Annotated in this window: 22 protein-coding genes and 1 pseudogene; 11 read left to right on the top strand and 12 right to left on the bottom strand. The window is 62.9% G+C overall.

Going from position 1 to position 18,422, the window contains the following annotated elements:
* Window positions 1-212 (top strand): annotated as a pseudogene (locus V7787_RS48340) (hypothetical protein); the annotation flags it as partial.
* Here the strand turns inward: V7787_RS48340 and V7787_RS48335 are convergent.
* From V7787_RS48335 to V7787_RS48310, 6 genes are all read right to left on the bottom strand, one after another.
* Complete coding sequence (locus tag V7787_RS48335; RefSeq protein ID WP_064490970.1) at window positions 209-1,261, bottom strand: DUF1615 domain-containing protein; 1,053 nt, start codon at window positions 1,259-1,261, stop codon at window positions 209-211. The pseudogene V7787_RS48340 and the gene V7787_RS48335 overlap by 4 nt on opposite strands.
* 26 nt (window positions 1,262-1,287) lie before the next feature.
* A complete protein-coding gene (locus tag V7787_RS48330; RefSeq protein ID WP_064490969.1) occupies window positions 1,288-1,839 on the bottom strand; it encodes a hydrolase in 552 nt (183 codons plus the stop codon).
* A gap of 56 nt (window positions 1,840-1,895) precedes the next feature.
* Window positions 1,896-2,615: a thioesterase II family protein gene (locus V7787_RS48325; RefSeq protein ID WP_104886213.1), complete on the bottom strand. Its 720-nt coding sequence runs from the start codon at window positions 2,613-2,615 to the stop codon at window positions 1,896-1,898.
* Window positions 2,612-2,833 carry an MbtH family protein gene (locus V7787_RS48320; protein WP_016711157.1) on the bottom strand — a complete coding sequence of 74 codons (222 nt, stop codon included), beginning with the start codon at window positions 2,831-2,833 and terminating at the stop codon, window positions 2,612-2,614. Before V7787_RS48320 ends, V7787_RS48325 begins: the two co-directional genes overlap by 4 nt.
* Before the next feature lie 133 nt (window positions 2,834-2,966).
* Window positions 2,967-3,368 carry a hypothetical protein gene (locus V7787_RS48315; RefSeq protein ID WP_010954639.1) on the bottom strand — a complete coding sequence of 134 codons (402 nt, stop codon included), beginning with the start codon at window positions 3,366-3,368 and terminating at the stop codon, window positions 2,967-2,969.
* 26 nt (window positions 3,369-3,394) lie between these two features.
* Window positions 3,395-4,279: a LysR family transcriptional regulator gene (locus tag V7787_RS48310; RefSeq protein WP_010954640.1), complete on the bottom strand. Its 885-nt coding sequence runs from the start codon at window positions 4,277-4,279 to the stop codon at window positions 3,395-3,397.
* 146 nt (window positions 4,280-4,425) lie between these two features.
* Here V7787_RS48310 and V7787_RS48305 point away from each other — a divergent pair, with 146 nt between their 5' ends.
* Entirely contained in the window at window positions 4,426-5,445 is a 1,020-nt protein-coding gene (locus V7787_RS48305) for an alpha/beta hydrolase (RefSeq protein WP_064490967.1), read from the top strand.
* Window positions 5,446-5,649: 204 nt separating this feature from the next.
* On the opposite strand, the gene V7787_RS48300 is transcribed toward V7787_RS48305, so the two are convergent.
* Window positions 5,650-5,943: a DUF1330 domain-containing protein gene (locus tag V7787_RS48300; protein ID WP_003256229.1), complete on the bottom strand. Its 294-nt coding sequence runs from the start codon at window positions 5,941-5,943 to the stop codon at window positions 5,650-5,652.
* 78 nt (window positions 5,944-6,021) lie between these two features.
* Here V7787_RS48300 and ribBA point away from each other — a divergent pair, with 78 nt between their 5' ends.
* From ribBA to V7787_RS48270, 6 genes are all read left to right on the top strand, one after another.
* On the top strand, window positions 6,022-7,143 hold the full coding sequence (gene ribBA / locus V7787_RS48295; protein WP_020193491.1) for a bifunctional 3,4-dihydroxy-2-butanone-4-phosphate synthase/GTP cyclohydrolase II: 1,122 nt from the start codon (window positions 6,022-6,024) through the stop codon (window positions 7,141-7,143).
* A 287-nt stretch (window positions 7,144-7,430) separates the two neighbouring features.
* Entirely contained in the window at window positions 7,431-8,456 is a 1,026-nt protein-coding gene (locus tag V7787_RS48290; protein WP_020190567.1) for a polyamine ABC transporter substrate-binding protein, read from the top strand.
* Window positions 8,453-9,370: an ABC transporter permease gene (locus V7787_RS48285; protein ID WP_010954644.1), complete on the top strand. Its 918-nt coding sequence runs from the start codon at window positions 8,453-8,455 to the stop codon at window positions 9,368-9,370. Before V7787_RS48290 ends, V7787_RS48285 begins: the two co-directional genes overlap by 4 nt.
* A 6-nt stretch (window positions 9,371-9,376) precedes the next feature.
* Complete coding sequence (locus V7787_RS48280; RefSeq protein ID WP_003256236.1) at window positions 9,377-10,183, top strand: ABC transporter permease; 807 nt, start codon at window positions 9,377-9,379, stop codon at window positions 10,181-10,183.
* Window positions 10,184-10,200: 17 nt separating this feature from the next.
* Window positions 10,201-11,349: an ABC transporter ATP-binding protein gene (locus tag V7787_RS48275; protein WP_064490966.1), complete on the top strand. Its 1,149-nt coding sequence runs from the start codon at window positions 10,201-10,203 to the stop codon at window positions 11,347-11,349.
* Window positions 11,350-11,504: 155 nt separating this feature from the next.
* A complete protein-coding gene (locus V7787_RS48270) occupies window positions 11,505-12,812 on the top strand; it encodes a substrate-binding domain-containing protein (RefSeq protein ID WP_064490965.1) in 1,308 nt (435 codons plus the stop codon).
* A 132-nt stretch (window positions 12,813-12,944) separates the two neighbouring features.
* Here the strand turns inward: V7787_RS48270 and gorA are convergent, their stop codons facing one another.
* The 5 genes from gorA to V7787_RS48245 form a co-directional block, all read right to left on the bottom strand.
* Entirely contained in the window at window positions 12,945-14,300 is a 1,356-nt protein-coding gene (gorA, locus tag V7787_RS48265; protein WP_064490964.1) for a glutathione-disulfide reductase, read from the bottom strand.
* A gap of 97 nt (window positions 14,301-14,397) precedes the next feature.
* Window positions 14,398-15,237 carry a UTP--glucose-1-phosphate uridylyltransferase GalU gene (gene galU, locus V7787_RS48260; protein ID WP_010954649.1) on the bottom strand — a complete coding sequence of 280 codons (840 nt, stop codon included), beginning with the start codon at window positions 15,235-15,237 and terminating at the stop codon, window positions 14,398-14,400.
* 236 nt (window positions 15,238-15,473) lie between these two features.
* Complete coding sequence (locus tag V7787_RS48255) at window positions 15,474-16,388, bottom strand: c-type cytochrome (RefSeq protein ID WP_064490963.1); 915 nt, start codon at window positions 16,386-16,388, stop codon at window positions 15,474-15,476.
* Window positions 16,385-17,035, bottom strand: a complete 651-nt coding sequence (locus V7787_RS48250) for a c-type cytochrome (protein ID WP_004576587.1) — start codon at window positions 17,033-17,035, stop codon at window positions 16,385-16,387. The genes V7787_RS48255 and V7787_RS48250 overlap by 4 nt, the downstream gene beginning before the upstream one ends.
* Window positions 17,036-17,112: 77 nt before the next feature.
* Window positions 17,113-17,472 (bottom strand): hypothetical protein, encoded by a 360-nt coding sequence (locus V7787_RS48245; protein WP_019438771.1) that lies wholly within the window; start codon window positions 17,470-17,472, stop codon window positions 17,113-17,115.
* A gap of 159 nt (window positions 17,473-17,631) precedes the next feature.
* Here V7787_RS48245 and V7787_RS48240 point away from each other — a divergent pair, with 159 nt between their 5' ends.
* The 3 genes from V7787_RS48240 to V7787_RS48230 all read left to right on the top strand — a co-directional run.
* Window positions 17,632-17,934, top strand: coding sequence for a DUF1883 domain-containing protein (locus tag V7787_RS48240; RefSeq protein ID WP_003250918.1), 303 nt, complete (start codon window positions 17,632-17,634; stop codon window positions 17,932-17,934).
* 7 nt (window positions 17,935-17,941) lie between these two features.
* Window positions 17,942-18,112, top strand: coding sequence for a hypothetical protein (locus tag V7787_RS48235; RefSeq protein WP_012051910.1), 171 nt, complete (start codon window positions 17,942-17,944; stop codon window positions 18,110-18,112).
* Window positions 18,113-18,163: 51 nt separating this feature from the next.
* Window positions 18,164-18,422 (top strand): nitronate monooxygenase (locus tag V7787_RS48230; RefSeq protein WP_336094780.1); only part of this gene is annotated, 259 nt, incomplete at its 3' end.

Genomic DNA, 18,422 nt, shown 5'->3' with positions numbered 1-18,422 from the left:
GGACCTGCTGGCGAATTTCCACCCGCCGTTCACCGTTGCCGCCGCCACCATATTCGCGGGTAAACCTGCTCCTACACACGCATCAGGGGCTCGTAGGAGCGGGTTCACCCGCGAAAGGGCCGGACCTGCTGGCGAATTTCCACCCGCCGATCACCGTTGCCGCCACCACCGTATTCGCGGGTAAACCCGTTCAACGCTTGCTGCCGGGCTAACGCTTCATGCACCGCTGATAACGCTCATCCACCCGCCCGGCAAACCAGGCCGTGGTCAGCTTGCGGGTAATCTTCGGGCTCTTCAGCTCGATGCCCGGTAGCACTGCGCGGGGCACCGGTTTGCCGGCTTTGGCATCTGCCAGGGCAAACACCCCGCTGTACAGCTTGCTGTCCTCGAACGCCAGGCTGCCGGCCTCCTCCAGCTGGCTTCGGATCTGCGGGTTACGCAGCCCCAGCTTCACCCCCAGCTTGCGCGCGGCCAGTTCGGTGGTCCCCGGCATGATCGCCCCCGGCGCCACCAGGTCGCCGTCCAGTGCCAACTTCACCCCCGTGACCTTGCTCAATGCCGCCTGGAATGCCGCATTGCGGCTGGCGTACCAGCCCGCGTTGAAATCGGCGAAACGGTAAAGCTGGCGCTCGTAGTTGGCCGGGTAGCCCAACAGGTGGGCAATACCGAAGTACATGCCGCCGCGCCGGCTGAACACTTCCTGGCGAATTGTGCCTTCATGGCTGTAGGGGTAATCCCTTGCATGCTTTTCGGCGAAGTCGATGCTGACCTGCATCGGCCCGCCGGTGTGCACCGGATTCAGCCCGTCCAGCAAGGTCTTGCCCAGCGGCAGGCGTGCAACGACTTCGTCGTACAGTTCACTCAACTGCTTTTCGCTGCGCACCGTCTGCAACCGCTGCTCGTAGCTCTTGCCGTTGCCCGACGGCGTCTTCAGCGCACCGTCGACCAGCAGTTTGGGAATATGCAGGCGCGCAGCGCGGCGGTCGATCTCCTGGCGGGCGATGCGCCCAAGGTTGGGCACCTGTGGGTCCGCAGTGAAGGTCGACTCCTGTTCGGTCACCGCCAGCACTGCGCACAGGTTGCTTTTACTGGGCGCTATGCGCTGGGCTTCGAAGGCTGCCTGGATATCCTTGGCCCAACCCTCGCGGTCCTTGACCTGGGCGGGTAACAGCCGCAACAGCTGCGCACGGACTTTCGCCGGGTCCGCTTCGGGCGCTTCTTCGCGGCGCCCGGCACAGCCTTGCAACAGCACCAGGGCCATCACCGAAATGGCCAGTAACCGGCCGTTCAGGGCTGTTCACCGACCAGATAGGTTTTGCTGATGTGGCGGAACTGCGGGTGCCCGGCACTGCCCATCAACTCGAACAACACCATCTCGCGGGTCACCAACTGCGCGCCGGCGGCACGCATGCGCGCCAGGCCTGCGGCCTTGCTGGCCGGGCTGCGGCTGTCGCAGGCATCCTCGACCACGAACACTTGCTTGCCCAGCGCCAACAGGCCGAGCACGGTCTGCAGCACGCAAACATGGGTTTCCATGCCGCAGACGATCACTTGCTCACGCGCCATCAAACTGGCTGGCAGGCACTCGGCAGCCACGCAGGAAAAGTGACTTTTTTCCACCACTTCGGCTGCCGGCGCTGCGGCCAGCAGTTCGGCCAGGGTATGACCCAGGCCTTTGGGGTACTGCTCGGAAATTACCGTCGGCAGCGCCAGCTCGGCAGTCGCCGCCAGCAACCAACGGGCCCGTGCCCGAGTGCCTTCGGGGTCGCTCATGGCACCGATCAGCTTTTCCTGGATGTCGACGACCAGTAGCGTGGCCTTGAGTGGATCGATCAGCATTGTCTGCCTCTTGCCTGGGAAAACCCTAGCCTCCCCCAGGCAAGCGGTGTCGTCAATCAGGCAGACAGCCGAAGCGGCTGCAGCGACGCGGTCAGCGCAGCGAGCACACGGTCTTCCTGCTCATGGATGAAGAAATGGCCACCCGGGAACATCTGCAGCGAGAACGCGCCGTGAGTTTCACAGCGCCATGCCTGCAGTTGCTCATCGCTGGCCCGGTCATCCACGCCACCCAGCACATGCAGTGGGCACTGCAACGCCGGCCGCTGCCGGTATGTGTAAGTGCCGCACAACAGAAAATCCGCGCGCAAGGTCGGAAGGGTCAGGCTCATCAGCTCAGCGTTGGCCAGCACTTCCTCAGGCGTGCCTTGTAGCGCGCGCAACTCGCTGATCAGCTCGGCGTCGCTCTTGGGCTCGCGCCAGTTGTTGCCGTCGTAGTCCTCACGCCGGGTAGGTGCCGCGGTGCCGCAGGCGAACAAGGCCAGCGGCGCCGGGCAGCCCAATGCCTGCAGCTCATGGGCCAGCTCGAAGGCCAGCAGTGCACCCAGGCTGTGGCCGAGCAGCGCATAAGGAGCGCTTGCCGCCAGTCGCTGCTCGCTGGCCAGTTGCCGAGCCAGCACTTGCATGTCGGTGTGCAGCGACTCGGCCATGCGCGCGCCCCGCCCAGGCAACTCTACCGGGCGCACCTGCAACCATGCCGGCAGCTTGCGCCGCCAGCGGCTGTAGACCATGGCGCTGGCCCCGGAGTACGGCAGGCACAGCAGGTTCAGCACGGTCACTGGGCGGCAGCTTCGGCCATTTTCTGGCGCAGGCTCAGCGGGCGCATGTCGGTCCAGACTTCATCGATGTAGGCCAGGCATTCCTTCTTCAGGCCGCTTTTGCCCACGGCACGCCAGCCATTGGGGATGGCTTTGTAGTCGGGCCAGATCGAGTATTGCTCTTCGTGGTTGACCACTACCTGGAACTGGATATCGTCGCGGTCGAAAACGGAAGTCATTGCCTGTCTCCTTAAATGATGATGCCGCTGCGCGCCTGGCGCAGGGTGGCTTTCAAGTAGACGTAGCAAGCGCTGTAAAAATTAACGGAATTGACGCGCCCCATGTGGCCACGGCCGATGCCGGTATTAACCCTCAGGTATCACGCAACAGGTCGTGCGTATCGAGCAACCGGAACGCAACCTGCGGATTACGCTCCAGCCCGCGCCGGATCGCCGCCGGGATAGACTGCCGGGTCTTGCGGCACAGCCCGGGCTGATCGTCCAGTTCGATGACGATGCCGCGCATGGTCCGTACCTCGTTGTAACCGGGGGCGATGTGCACGCGGATGCCGAGGTTTTCGTACAGGCGCTGCTGCAGACGTTGAAGGTCTTCCAGGTCCTTCAGGTTTTCCAGGCGTTCGAGCAGGCGTTTTTCTTCCTGCCGGGTCAGCAAGAGGATGCGCTGGGCGGCCTGCGGATGGTCGGCCAGTTGCTCGCGGCCGCAGACGCAGGCGCCAGGGGGGCAAGGTTGGCGTAAAGGAACGGGTGTACTCATAGGGCAAGCATAGCCTGTACCGACGGTCAGAGCTGCGCCAGCCGCGCGCGCAGGAAGCTGACAAAACCCTGCACCGGCCGCGCGACCTGCCGGTGCTGCGGATACACCGCCGACAGCTGCAGCGCGGGCGGGCGCCACTCATCCAGAACCGTCACCAGTTGCCCCTCCGCCAACGCCTGCCCAACGATAAAGGTCGGCAGATAAGTGACCCCCATCCCGGCAATCGCAGCCCCCCGCAGCAACTCGCCATTGTTCGCCCGCATGCGTCCGGTCACCTGAATTGCCTGGGTTTTGCCACCTTTGTGAAATTGCCACTGCACCTGCCGCGAATGCCCATAAGGCAGGCAATCATGCGCGGCGAGCTCATCCGGTTTTCCCGGCACTCCCCGTGCTTGCAAATACGCCGGGCTCGCACAGTAGACCCGCTCGACACTGGCGATACGCCGGGCGATCAGGCTGGAGTCCTCCAGTGCACCAATCCGCAGCGCCAGGTCATAGCCTTCACCAATCAGGTCCACAGCGCGGTCGCTCAGGTCTACCTCCACATCAACCTGGGGGTGCAGCTGCAGAAACTCGGTCAGCAGGCAGCCCAGGTGCGCCATGGCAAACGACAGCGGCGCGCTCAGGCGCAAGGTGCCGCGCAAGACCTGGGCCTGGCCGCTGATGTCGTGTTCGACCTGCTGCACTTCACCCAACAGGCGCAGGGCCGACTGGTAGTAGTGCTGCCCCAGTGGCGTGGCGTCGAGGCGCCGGGTGGAGCGGTTGAGCAGGCGCACGCCCAGGCGCTCCTCAAGCTGCATCAGGCGCCGACTGACCGATTGCTTGGACATGCCCAGACGGTCGGCGGCAGCGGTGAAACTACCGGCCTCCATCACCTGGGCAAAGATCCGCATGTCTTCGTAAGGGTTCATTGTCTCGCTCTAGCTGACAGTCAAACACTTTATAGCGGCTTTTTCCCACAAGTGCATCTGCCTAATCTACGCACAAGTCGCAGCGATGGCCCCAAAGGCCAGGCAAGACGCCCACTACCAACACTTGCACAGAAAAGGATTCGCTCATGAACATTGTCCACAAAGCCCTCACCACCTCCCTCTTGGCCCTGTCTGTTTCCAGTGCCTTCGCCGCAGGCAGCCCTGGTGTCGAACAACACACCCAGGCCTTCCTCGAAGCCCTGGAGAAAGGGGGTGGCAAGCCGCTGGAACAGCTCACACCAAACGACGCCCGCGCGGTACTGACCGGCGCCCAGGCTTCGGTGAAGGTCGACCTCTCGGGGGTCGAGGTGAAGGAACGCACGATTCAGGCCAATGGCCAATCGATCAAGCTGCAAGTGGTGCGCCCGACTAATGTCAAAGGTGATCTGCCGGTGTTCATGTTCTTCCACGGCGGCGGTTGGGTGCTGGGCGACTTCCCGACCCACCAGCGACTGATCCGCGACCTGGTAGTCGGCTCGGGTGCGGTGGCGGTCTATGTGGACTACACCCCCTCACCGGAAGCGCACTACCCGACGGCGATCAACCAGGCCTACGCCGCGACTCGCTGGGTGGCCGAGCATGGCAAGGAGATCGGCGTGGATGGCAAGCGCCTGGCTGTAGCCGGCAACAGCGTTGGCGGCAACATGGCGGCGGTGGTTGCACTCAAGGCCAAAGAGGCCGGCACCCCTGCCCTGCGCTTCCAGCTGCTGCTGTGGCCGGTGACCGATGCCAGCTTCGAGACAGCGTCGTACAAGCAGTTTGCCGAAGGACACTTCCTGACCACCGGGATGATGAAGTGGTTCTGGAACAACTACACCGTTGATGCAAAGGCGCGGGCGCAGATCTACGCCTCGCCGCTGCGGGCGTCCACCGAACAGCTGAAGGGCTTGCCACCGGCCCTGGTGCAAACGGCTGAGTTCGATGTGCTTCGGGATGAAGGTGAGGCGTATGCCCGCAAGTTGAATGCGGCGGGCGTGACAGTAACCTCGGTGCGCTACAACGGAATGATTCATGACTATGGGCTGCTCAACCCGTTGAGCCAAGTGCCGGCAGTAAAGGCGGCGCTGCGGCAGGCGGGCAACGAACTTAAAGTGCATCTGCAGTGAGGCGATGAGCAAAAGACCCGCCTGGGCGGGTCTTTTGCTTCTATTTGCGGAAACGGCCCGCAGGCTTCAATGAATCTGCCAGCGGTGCGGCAGGTCCGGCCCTTTCGCGGGTAAACCCGCTCCTACACAGGCACCACAACCGTCAAATTCTGTGGTGGCCTGTGTAGGAGCGGGTTTACCCGCGAAAGGGCCGGCAAATCCAGCTCAGGGCTCAAACCCTTCCACAATGATCACCTCAGCCTTCGCCACCCCTTGGCGATGGCTGCATGCCTCTTGGTACAGCGCGGAGCGGTAACAGGCGACGGCCTGCGCGTACGAATCGAACTCGATCACCACACTACGCTGAGGCGTAGCCCTTCCTTCCATCGCCTCGCTACGCCCGCCACGGGCCAGGAAGCGACCGCCGAATGCCTTGAAGGCTGCCGGGGCGCGCTGGGTGTACTGCTGGTATTGCTCGGGGTCGGTCACGTCCACATGGGCTATCCAGTAGGCCTTCATGTGCAGCTCTCCTGTTATGGGGATATTTGTGTATGATGGTATACCATAAAATTCACCCCACCACAGTGAGCGTGCACCATGGCTTTCAACACCATCGAGGAACTTCTCGAGGACTACCGGCAAGGCAAGATGGTCCTGCTGGTGGATGACGAGGACCGGGAAAACGAAGGCGATCTGCTGATCGCCGCCGAGCGCTGCGACGCCCAGGCCATCAACTTCATGGCTCGCGAGGCGCGCGGGCTGATCTGCCTGACCTTGACCGACGATCACTGCCAGCGCCTGGGCCTGGAGCAGATGGTTCCGGCCAACGGTAGCGTGTTCAGCACCGCGTTCACCGTGTCGATCGAGGCAGCCACCGGGGTCACCACCGGCATTTCTGCCGCTGACCGGGCACGCACCGTGGCAGCGGCCATGGCCCCCAACGCCCGCCCCGAAGACCTGGTGCAACCTGGCCACATCTTCCCCCTGCGCGCCCGCGAAGGCGGCGTGCTGACCCGTGCCGGCCACACCGAAGCAGGCTGCGACCTGGCACGCCTGGCCGGCTTCAGCCCGGCCTCGGTCATCGTTGAAGTGCTGAACGACGACGGCACCATGGCTCGACGCCCCGACCTGGAAGTGTTTGCCGCCCGGCATGGCATCAAGATTGGCACCATCGCCGACCTGATCCACTACCGCCTGAGCACCGAGCAGACCATCAAGCGCATCGGCGAGCGCGAGCTGCCGACGGTGCATGGCACCTTCCGCCTGGTCACCTATGAAGACCGCATCGAAGGTGGTGTGCACATGGCCATGGTCATGGGCGACATTCGCCGCGAACAGCCGACCCTGGTGCGGGTGCATGTGATCGACCCGCTGCGCGACCTCGTAGGTGCCGAATACGCCGGCCCCGCCAACTGGACGCTGTGGGCGGCGCTGCAGAAGGTGGCCGATGAAGGTACTGGCGTGGTGGTGATCCTGGCCAACCACGAATCCTCCCAGGCCCTGCTTGAGCGCGTGCCACAACTGACCCACCCTGTGCGGCCCTATCAACGTGGCCAGTCCAAGGTGTATTCCGAAGTGGGCACCGGGGCGCAGATCCTCCAGGACCTTGGCGTGGGCAAGCTGCGTCACCTGGGGCCACCGCTGAAATACGCGGGGCTGGCGGGCTATGAGCTGGAGGTGGTGCAGAGCATCCCCTTCGAACCCGGGATTGCAAGCTAAAAGCAACATCAGCAACTGATTTATCGAGGCTCTGTAGGAGCGGGTTCACCCGCTCCTACAGGGCCCTTGGTGCTTTTGACAGGGCGGAGTGATGGCCGGTCGCCCCATACCTCTTGCCAAAATCTTGGAATACCATAATATGATATCCCGTAGACCTTGAGTCTACAGGCCGGCACCTACAATTAAAAACGGCCACCAGAACACTTTGTTTTAGCTGCTCCCCGAACACTGTTGGCGGGCGCACCAAAAGCCCCGCCTCGAATAACAAAAGCAACGAGGGCGTAACCATGCTGTTAAGCAAACGTGTAACCGCAGTGCTGTCTGCCAGCCTGCTGACCCTGGCATGTCAGGCCGCCCAGGCCGCCGACAGCCTCAACTTCGTCAGCTGGGGCGGTACGACCCAGGACGCCCAGAAAGAAGCGTGGGCAGTACCGTTCACCAAAGCCACGAACATCAAGGTTGTGCAGGACGGTCCCACCGACTACGGCAAGCTCAAGGCCATGGTCGAGAGCGGTAACGTGCAGTGGGACGTGGTCGACGTCGAAGCCGACTTTGCCCTGCGTGCCGCCAGCGAAGGCCTGCTCGAACCCCTCGACTTCAACCAGATCAAGCGCGACAAGATCGACCCACGCTTCGTCTCCGACCATGGCGTCGGTTCATTCTTCTTCTCCTTCGTGCTCGGCTACAACGAAGGCAAGCTCGGGGCCAACAAGCCGGTGGACTGGACCGCGCTGTTCGACACCAAGGCCTACCCCGGCAAGCGAGCCCTGTACAAATGGCCCAGCCCCGGCGTGCTGGAACTGGCCCTGCTGGCCGACGGCGTAGCCCCCGACAAGCTGTACCCGCTGGACCTGGACCGCGCCTTCAAGAAGCTCGACACCATCAAGCAAGACATCGTCTGGTGGGGCGGTGGCGCCCAGTCGCAGCAGTTGCTGGCCTCGGGTGAAGCCTCGCTCGGCCAGTTCTGGAATGGCCGTGTCTACGCCCTGCAGCAAGACGGTGCACCGGTGGGCGTGAGCTGGAAGCAGAACCTGGTCATGGCCGACTTCCTGGTCATCCCCAAAGGCGCCAAGAACAAGGAAGCGGCCATGAAATTCCTGGCCAACGCCAGCAGCGCCGAGGGCCAGGCCGAATTCGCCAACAAGACCGCCTACGCGCCGGTCAACGTCGACAGCGTGGCCAAACTGGACAAAGACCTCGCGCCAAACCTGCCAACTGCCTACGCCCAGGACCAGGTCACCCTCGACTTCGCCTACTGGGCCAAGAACGGTCAAGCCATCGCGGCCCGCTGGAATGAGTGGTTGGTCAAATGAAAGTCGCCATCAACGCCCTGCACAATGCGCAAGGTACCCCCACGGGTGCCGGCGCCCCGGGCACCACCCCGCGCCGCGCAAGCCTGAGCCAGCGCTGGAAAGGCAGCCGCAACCTGCTACCCGCCTTGCTGTTCCTTGGCGTGTTCTTCTTCGCCCCGCTGGTCGGCCTGCTGCTGCGCGGGGTGCTGGAACCCACCCCTGGGCTGGGTAACTACGAGCAGCTGTTTGCCAACTCGGCCTACGCACGTGTGCTGTTCAACACCTTTTCCGTGGCCGGCGTGGTGACCCTGATCAGCGTGCTGCTGGGCTTCCCGCTGGCCTGGGCGATCACCCTGGTGCCCAAGGGCTGGGGCCGTTGGCTGTTGAACATCGTGCTGCTGTCGATGTGGACCAGCCTGCTGGCGCGCACCTACTCGTGGCTGGTGCTGCTGCAGAGCTCGGGCGTGATCAATAAGGCGTTGATGGCCATGGGCATCATCGATGCCCCGCTGGAAATGGTGCACAACCTCACCGGCGTGGTAATCGGCATGAGCTACATCATGATCCCGTTCATCGTGCTGCCACTGCAGGCGACCATGCACGCCATCGACCCGATGGTGCTGCAGGCAGGTTCGATCTGTGGCGCCAGCCCGTGGACCAACTTCTGGAAGGTGTTCCTGCCGCTGTGCCGCTCGGGGCTGTTCTCCGGGGCGCTGATGGTGTTCGTGATGTCGCTCGGTTACTACGTCACCCCGGCGCTGCTGGGGGGCGCGCAGAACATGATGCTGCCTGAATTCATCATCCAGCAGGTGCAGTCGTTCCTCAACTGGGGCCTGGCCAGCGCCGCTGCCGCACTGCTGGTGGCGATCACCCTGGTGCTCTTCTACCTGTACCTGAAGCTGCAGCCGGAATCCCCGGTTGGCAACGCGAGGTAAACCGCCATGCTCCTGTCTCCCAATGCCATGGGCCGCCCGCTGCGCACGGGCCTGTACCTGACCACCGGGGTCATCGCGGCCTTCCTGCTGCTGCCGGTGGTGTTCATCGTGTTGCTGTCATTCGGCTCGTCACAGTGGCTGGTGTTCCCGCCACCGGGCTGGACCTTCAAGTGGTACGGCCAGTTCTTCTCCAACCCGGAGTGGATGGACGCCGCACTGGCCAGCCTGAAGGTGGCCGTGCTGACCACCATCGCCGCTGTGCTGCTGGGCCTGCCCAGCGCATTCGCCCTGGTGCGTGGCCGCTTCCCGGGCCGCGAGCTGCTGTACGGGCTGTTTACCATGCCGATGATCGTGCCGCTGGTGATCATTGCCGTGGCGGTATACGCACTGTTCCTCAAGCTAGGTTACACCGGCACGCTGTTCGCCTTCGTGGTCAGCCACGTGATAGTCGCCCTGCCGTTCACCATCATCTCGATCATCAACTCGCTGAAACTGTTCGACCAGTCGATCGAAGATGCCGCGGTGATCTGCGGTGCCTCGCGCCTGCAGGCGATTTTCAAGGTCACGTTCCCGGCCATCCGCCCCGGCATGATCGCCGGTGGCCTGTTCGCTTTCCTGGTGTCCTGGGATGAAGTGGTGCTGAGCGTGATGATGGCCAGCCCCGACCTGCAGACCCTGCCAGTGAAGATGTGGACCACCTTGCGCCAGGACCTGAGCCCGGTCATCGCCGTGGCTTCGACCTTGCTGATCGGCCTGTCGTTGCTGGTCATGTTCATTGCCGCCGCCTTGCGCCGGCGCACCGAAAACGCCTGAGCGCGGAGAAAACAACAATGAGTGCAGTGATCAAAGACAACGCGCACGGCAAAACCCTGGTCAGCCTGCGCGGCCTGAACAAGCACTACGGCGACTTCACCGCCGTGGACAACCTCGACCTGGAGATCCAGGACGGCGAGTTCCTGACCTTCCTCGGTTCCAGCGGCTCGGGCAAGTCCACCACCCTGTCGATGCTGGCCGGCTTCGAAACACCGAGCAGCGGCGAGATCCTGGTCGACGGCCAGTCGCTGGTCAACGTGCCGCCGCACAAGCGTGACATTGGCATGGTGTTCCAGCGGTATTCGCTGTTCCCGCACCTGAATGTGCGTGACAACATCGCCTTCCCACTGGCCATTCGCAAACTCGGCGCTGCCGAAACCGCCAAGCGCGTCGACGCCATGCTCAAGCTGGTGCAACTGGAACAGTTCGCGCACCGCAAACCCTCGCAAATGTCGGGCGGCCAGCAGCAGCGCGTGGCGATCGCCCGGGCGCTGGTGTACGAGCCGCGCATCCTGCTGATGGACGAGCCGCTCGGCGCGCTGGACAAGAAGCTGCGTGAAGACCTGCAGGACGAACTGCGCCAGTTGCACCGCCGCCTGGGCATCACCATCGTCTACGTCACCCACGACCAGGAAGAAGCCATGCGCCTGTCCCAGCGCATCGCCATTTTCAGCCACGGCAAGATCGTCGGCCTGGGCACCGGTTACGACCTGTACCAGAACCCACCGAATGCCTTTGTCGCATCGTTCCTGGGCAACTCCAACTTCCTGCGGATCAAGGCCAGCAGCAACGGCGCGGGCAGCTTCGAGGGCCAGCCAGTGGCCATTCGCTTGACCCCGGGGCTGGCCGCCTCGCAGGATGCACTGATCATGGTGCGCCCGGAAAAGGCCGTGGCCCTGAGCGCCGAACAGGCCATGCGTGAACCGCTGCCGGCGGGTTGGAACGAGGTCACTGCCAAGGTTGGCGAAGTGCTGTTCCTGGGTGAAAGTCAGACCTGCCATGTGGTGACTGCAGGGGGTACCGAGCTGACCGTGAAGGCACTGTCGGCGGCGGGCATGCCGATGCAGCCGGGCGACAGCGTGAAGGTGCGTTGGGCAGTGGCAGACGCTTGCATTTATACCGAATGGGCCGAGAGCGACCTGAGCAAGTCGGCCGGGGCGCATTAACGCTCTTGTGCGTTGCAGCGCCTGCCAGATCGAGCACCGCCCGCGCGGCACACGATCTGGCAGGCGCTGCACTATTGGAGGCGTACGCCCCGTCACATTATCATCACGCCACTGTCGTAATCTGCCGGCCAACTCTATGCCACAGGTCACCCGGCATGCTCCGCCTGCTTGTCTTGCTGCTCACCCTGCTACCACTCGCGACCCTGGCTGAGCCCCTGCACCTGCGCGTGCAAGGCTCCAACACCATCGGCGCGGCCTTGCTGCCGGCGCTGGTACAGGGGCAATTGCGCGCACAGCAGGCCAACGCCATCGAACAACAGCCGGGCAAGGTGGCCAACGAATGGGTGATCACCGCCCGCGACGGGCACGGCCAGCCCTTGCGCATCGACATTGCAGCCCACGGCTCGAGCACCGGCTTTGTCGCGCTGGGCCGTGGCGACGCGGACCTGGCCGCCGCCTCGCGGCCGATCAACGACAGTGAAGTGCGCCAGTTGCAGGCGCTGGGCGACCTTCGCGCAGCCGGCGCCGAACAAGTGATCGGCCTCGACGGCGTCGCGGTCATCGTCCACCCCGACAACCCAATACCCCAACTGAACATCCGGCAACTGGCGCACATTTTCTCTGGGCAGATCCAGCGCTGGGAACAACTGGGCATACCTGGCGGGGCCATTCATCTGTATGCCCGTGACGACCGTTCCGGCACTTTCGAGACCTTCAAGGCGCTGGTGCTGGAACCTCAGCATGGCGAGCTTTCGGCCAAGGCCAGGCGTTTCGAGTCCAGTGACGAATTGGCGGCACGCGTGGGTACCGACCGCCAGGCCATCGGTTTCAGCAGCCTGGCCGCCGTACACGGGGCCAAGGTGCTGGCGGTGGCCGAAGGCGACGCGCCGGCCCTGCTGCCGGAGCGCGCACGGGTGGCCAGCGAGGACTACCCACTTTCACGGCGCCTGTACTTTTACCTGCCGGCCAACCCCAAGCCCCAGGCCAAGGCCCTGGTCGATTTTGCCCAGAGCCCGGCCGGCCAGGCGATCATCGCCCAGCAGGGTTTCGTTTCGCAGCAGATCAAGGCCCTGTCTGTCGCCCCCCAAAGCGACATGCCACCGCCCTATCGTACCCTAGCCCGGCAGGCGCAGCGGCTGAGTGTGAACTTCCGCTTTCAGGAAGGAAGCGCCAGCCTGGATAACAAGGCCCTGCGCGACGTACAGCGGGTGACAGAGTACCTGCGCCAGGCCGGGAAGCTGCAGGGCAAGGCAGTGCTGGTGGGGTTCGGCGACCCCAAGGAAACCCCTGGGCGCGCAGCCCTGCTCTCCCGCCTACGTGCGCAAGCGGTGCGCCGCGAACTGGCGCGCGGTGGCGTGGAGGTGCTGCAGGTGACCGGGATGGGCGATGAACTGCCAGTGGCCGGGAATGAACTGGAGCAAGGCCGGCTGCGCAACCGGCGGGTCGAGGTGTGGGTGTATTGACCCGGCCTTGCCCCCCCCTGAAGCAGCCTTGTGCTGCAACGAGGCCCGAATGACAGAAACATTCCGGTGTCAGCAAGGACCTCGTAGCAGCGCAAGGCTGCGTCTACAGGCTGTACAGCAGGCTCCGCGTCATCAGCGGGTGACGGTGCGCATGGTCACGAACTCTTCAGCCGCCGTCGGGTGCACGCCGATGGTTTCGTCGAACTGCTGCTTGGTGGCACCGGCTTTAAGCGCAATGCCCAGGCCCTGAATGATTTCGCCAGCGTCAGGCCCGACCATGTGGCAGCCCAGCACCTTGTCGGTCTCGGCATCGACCACCAACTTCATCAGGGTCTTTTCCTGAATGTCGGTCAGGGTCAGCTTCATGGCCCGGAAGCGGCTTTCGAATACCTGCACCTTGTGCCCGGCCTGCAGCGCCTGCTCTTCGGTCAAGCCTACGGTACCGATGGGTGGCTGGCTGAACACCGCAGTGGGGATGTTCTGGTAATCCACCGGGCGGTACTGCTCGGGTTTGAACAGGCGCCGCGCCACGGCCATGCCTTCAGCCAAGGCCACTGGGGTCAACTGCACACGGCCGATCACATCGCCAATGGCGAGAATCGAGGGCGCGGTGGTCTGGTACTGCTCATCGACCCGGATGTAACCGCGCTCATCCAGCTCGACGCCGGTGTTCTCCAGGCCCAGATTGTCCAGCATCGGGCGCCGGCCGGTGGCATAGAACACACAGTCGGCTACCAGCTCGCGGCCGTCCTTGAGCGTGGCTTTCAGGCGACCATCTTCAAGCTTGTCGATGCGCTGGATGTCGGCGTTGAACTGCAGGTCGAGGCCGCGTTTTTCCAGCTCTTCCTTCAGGTGGGTGCGCACCGAGCCGTCGAAGCCGCGCAGGAACAGGTCGCCACGGTACAGCAGTGTGGTGTCGGCCCCCAGGCCCTGGAAGATGCCGGCGAATTCGACGGCGATATAACCCCCACCCACCACCAGCACGCGGCGCGGCAGGCCCTTGAGGTAGAAGGCTTCGTTGGAGGTGATGGCCAGTTCCTTGCCAGGAATGTCCGGAACCTGCGGCCAGCCACCGGTAGCGATGAGGATATGCTCGGCGGTGTAGCGCTGACCGTCCACTTCCACTTCGTTGGCACCCGTCAGACGCGCGTGGCCCTGCAACAGGGTCACCCCGCTGTTGACCAGCAGGTTACGGTAGATGCCGTTAAGGCGCTCGATTTCCCGATTCTTGTTGGCAATCAGGGTACCCCAGTCGAAATGCCCCTCTTCCAACGTCCAGCCGAAACCCGCGGCTTGCTCCAGCTCATCGGCAACGTGCGCGCCGTATACCAGCAGTTTTTTCGGCACACAACCGACGTTGACGCAGGTCCCCCCCAGGTAGCGGCTTTCAGCCACTGCCACTTTTGCGCCAAAACCGGCAGCAAAACGCGCTGCGCGCACACCACCGGACCCGGCGCCAATCACAAACAGATCAAAATCGAAGGCCATGTATTCACTCTCCCAGGCAGGCGTCCAGCATACCGCCGTTGGCCGCCGCAAACAAAAAAGCCACCCCGAAGGATGGCTTTGAGGCCAGCAGGGCTTATCAGTAAGCCTTGCCAGTCTTGTAGTAGTTCTCGAAGCAGAAGTTGGTCGCGTCGATGTAGCCTTCGGCGCCACCGCAGTCGAAACGCTTGCCCTTGAACTTATAGGCAATCACGCAGCCATCCTTCGCCTGCTGCAGCAGGGCATCGGTGATCTGGATTTCACCGCCTTTGCCTGGCTTGGTGTTGGCGATGATGTCGAAGATATCCGGGGTCAGGATGTAACGGCCGATGATCGCCAGGTTCGAAGGCGCGTCTTCCGGGGCCGGTTTTTCGACCATATTGGTCACACGGAAGATGTCGTCGCGGATCATCTCACCGGCGATCACACCATACTTGTTGGTTTCCTGCGGGTCGACTTCCTGGATGGCGACGATCGAGCAGCGGTACTGTTTGTACAGCTTGACCATCTGAGTCAGTACGCCGTCACCTTCCGGGTTGACGCACAGGTCGTCCGCCAGCACCACCGCGAACGGCTCGTCGCCGATCAGTGGGCGGCCAGTGAGAATGGCGTGGCCGAGGCCCTTCATTTCGGTCTGGCGCGTGTACGAGAAGGAGCACTCGTTGAGCAGACGACGAATACCGACCAGGTATTTTTCCTTGTCGGTGCCCTTGATCTGGTTTTCCAGCTCGTAGCTGATGTCGAAGTGGTCTTCCAGGGCGCGCTTGCCGCGCCCGGTAACGATGGAGATCTCGTTCAGACCCGCATCCAATGCTTCTTCAACGCCATACTGGATCAGTGGCTTGTTGACCACCGGCAGCATTTCCTTGGGCATGGCTTTGGTAGCAGGCAAGAAGCGCGTGCCGTAGCCGGCTGCCGGGAACAAGCATTTTTTGATCATATACGTCCTTACAAAAGGCTAGGCCTGTGGAATTCGGCGCAGTCTAATCAGGCGGCAGTCACCTTACAATGCCCCCGATAACGACCGTTGCCATCATAGAGATATCCCAGTGTAGATAGTTCCGGGGGATCGTAAATATTGCTGTCATACATGACCGTTGGATGACAGGGAAATCAGCGTGCCGGTGGCGGCCTCTCCGACGGGCTCACGCGCCAAGAGGCCGCCACCGGCTTACCTCAGCTACCCGTCCCTTGTCCGATCAGCACCCCATCAACCTGCTGACCATACAGGTTAACCCCATCATTGGCATGAAACTTCACCCGCGTCTTCTCGATGGATCCCTCTACCAACCGCGGGTCCTGTGGCCGCTCATGGCGGTTGATCCACGCCGCCACATCCCAGGCCTGCTGATCGCTGAGGCTGCCCGGCTTGCCAAGCGGCATGTTGTACTTGATGAACGACGCCGCGGTATTGATGCGGTGCATGCCGGCCCCCCAGTTGTAGGAGTCCTTGCCCCAAAGCGGCGGCATTACGTACTCGCCTGCGACCTTTTGCCCTTCACCGTTATCGCCATGGCAAATCGCGCATTGTTCACGGTAAACCTGCTGGCCGCGCTTGAAGTCATAACCGCCCTTGGGTTGTGCCACCTCCGGATAACCACGTCCGGCAATCTCCACACCGGTCGGCGCCTTGGTCGACAGCCAGTATGAATACACCGCCAATGCCGTCATCTGCGGGCTGTCAGCGGCCGGCGGCTTGCCGTTCATGCTGAACTGAAAACACCCTTGGATACGCTCGGCGAAGGTGTTGACCTTGTCATTCTTCTTACGATAGGCCGGGTACATCGGGTAGGCCCCCCACAGCGGCGCCGAGTGCGCCAACCGCCCCTGATCGAGGTGGCAGTTACTGCAGTTCATGCCGTTGCCCACCGCCTCGGGCATCAGTCGGCGGGTGTCGACGAACAAGGCGTGGCCTTCACGCACCATTTTGCCAAAGGCATTATCGGGCAACTCACGCTCAGCAGGCGGCACGAACTGCGGTGCTGCCTGCACACCGGGAACCTTCAACTGCGACTGGTCTTCCATGGCGATCGGCGTGGCCTGGGCGCTGCCCACGGCCAGCAGCAACAAGGCGGGAATCAGGGTTTTCATGGCGTGACCTCCTGGCTGGCGGGGCGGGCGAAGAACTCGGCAACGGCCTTGATCTCCTCATCGGTCATGGCCTTGGCCACGCCGACCATCAGCTGGTTGGGGTCATTGCTGCGGCTGCCGTCGCGCCAGGCATTGAGCTGTGCCACCAGGTAACTGGCGGGCTGGCCGGCCAAGGGCGGGAAGTGTTCGCCCACCCCGCCGCCACCCGGCCCGTGGCATTGCACACAACCTGGAATCTGCCGGCTCCAGTCGCCGTACAGGGCCATGCGGGTAGTCGGGTCATCGGCAATCTGCTGGCGGTGCAGGTCGCCAGCGGGCGCTGCCGGCAGGCTGGCCAGGTAGGTACTGACGGCCTTGATTTCGTCGTCGCTCAGGGCCTTGGCCAAAGGTTCCATCACTGGCTGCTTGCGGCTGCCGTTGCGCCAGTCCTGCAACTGCTTGGCAAGATAACCGGCCGGTAGCCCAGCCAAACGTGGAAAGCCGGCAGCCGCAATGCCATTGCCGTCCGGGCCATGGCAACCCAGGCAGGCCATGGCGGCGGGGTTGGCCCCACCCTGGGTGAAGACCTTCTGACCCTCAGCGGCATGTGCCGTGGGCCAGATCAGGATCAGCAAGCTGCCGATCATCACGCGTCTCAACGGTGTCATCACGAATCTCCTTTTCTTTTGTTATATGTTTAGGCTTAAAACATATAAGCAGAGAAAGGAGGACCCGTTGCTTCAGATCAACTTCCGGAGATGCACTGCGTTGCGGCAGTGCGCACATCGCCAAGGCGCAGCGGGAAGTTATTCAGCCGCTCGTGCAGTTTGATGCTGCTGCCGCTGCCGCGCTTGTCGATATCCACCAACGCCGCCGGGCCGGCACCTGAGGTGATTTTCTGCGGTACGATCAGCCGCAGGCCATCGCCACGCTGCTCTTCGGTCAGCGGGTCACGCGTATCGGCAAGCTTCTCCTTTACGCAGTCGGCATAGGCGCGTGGGCTCTTGCCAGAGATCACATCCATCGTTTCACGCGATTGCTCCAGCTCCGCGACGCTCACGCAGCCACCGAGCGTCACCGACAACGCCGCCACCATCCACTTCATTTGCTGCACCTCTGCCTTCAAGAATTCGCTTCGACCACATCCAGGCGGTTTTGCTCCCTGCTTTGGCAGAATTATCTACACCCGGCGATCAACGCGGCAGTGTAACGGCACATCGTGGTATCTTTTGCTTTTGCAGATCCAAACCTTGCGGAGCATCACATGAAATTCGTACACCAGCGCGAGCACCTCAACGAGGACGATATTGTCGTCATCGAGTGCTCCCAGCGCTGCAATATCCGCCTGATGAACGACGCCAACTTCCGCAGCTTCAAGAACGGCGGCCGTCATACCTACCACGGCGGCCATTTCGAGAAGTTTCCGGCGAAGATCACCGTACCCAGCACCGGCTTCTGGAACATCACCATCGATACCGTCACCACTCGCCCGATCTCGGTCACCCGCAAGCCAACGCTGACCCACAAGATCAAGATCATCCGTCGCTCGTCGTCGAAACTCAGATAAGGCCACCATGACCCAGACCATCAAGTACGTCATCAAATACAAGCTCGACGGCCAGCGTCGCTGGGATTTCGCGCTGATGCCCGATGCCTCGCAAGAGCAAGCCCTCGAGGCCCTGCGCAAGATCCACGGCGAAGACGCCGAGAAAATCAGCGACATCCAGGTCAGCAAGGCCCTGTAAGACTCGCCGCAAGCCCCCGCCGCATCGCGCGCCCCACGCAAGGAGAATCGCATGAGCCATTGGCCCGACCGCCGTATCCTCGACCTGCTGGGCATCGAGCTGCCCATTCTGCAGGCACCCATGGCGGGGGCGACCGGCTCGGCCATGGCCATTGCCGTGGGCCTGGCAGGTGGCTTGGGCGCCCTGCCCTGCGCCATGCTCAGCGGCGAACAAGTGCGCGCCGAGATCGCTGCATTCCGCGCCGGCTGCCCAGGGCGCCCGCTGAACCTGAACTTCTTCTGCCATCAGCCGCCAGCGCCCGATGCCGAGC

It is taken from the genome of Pseudomonas sp. CGJS7, from assembly GCF_036961695.1.
This window is presented reverse-complemented; position numbering and strand designations above follow the sequence as displayed.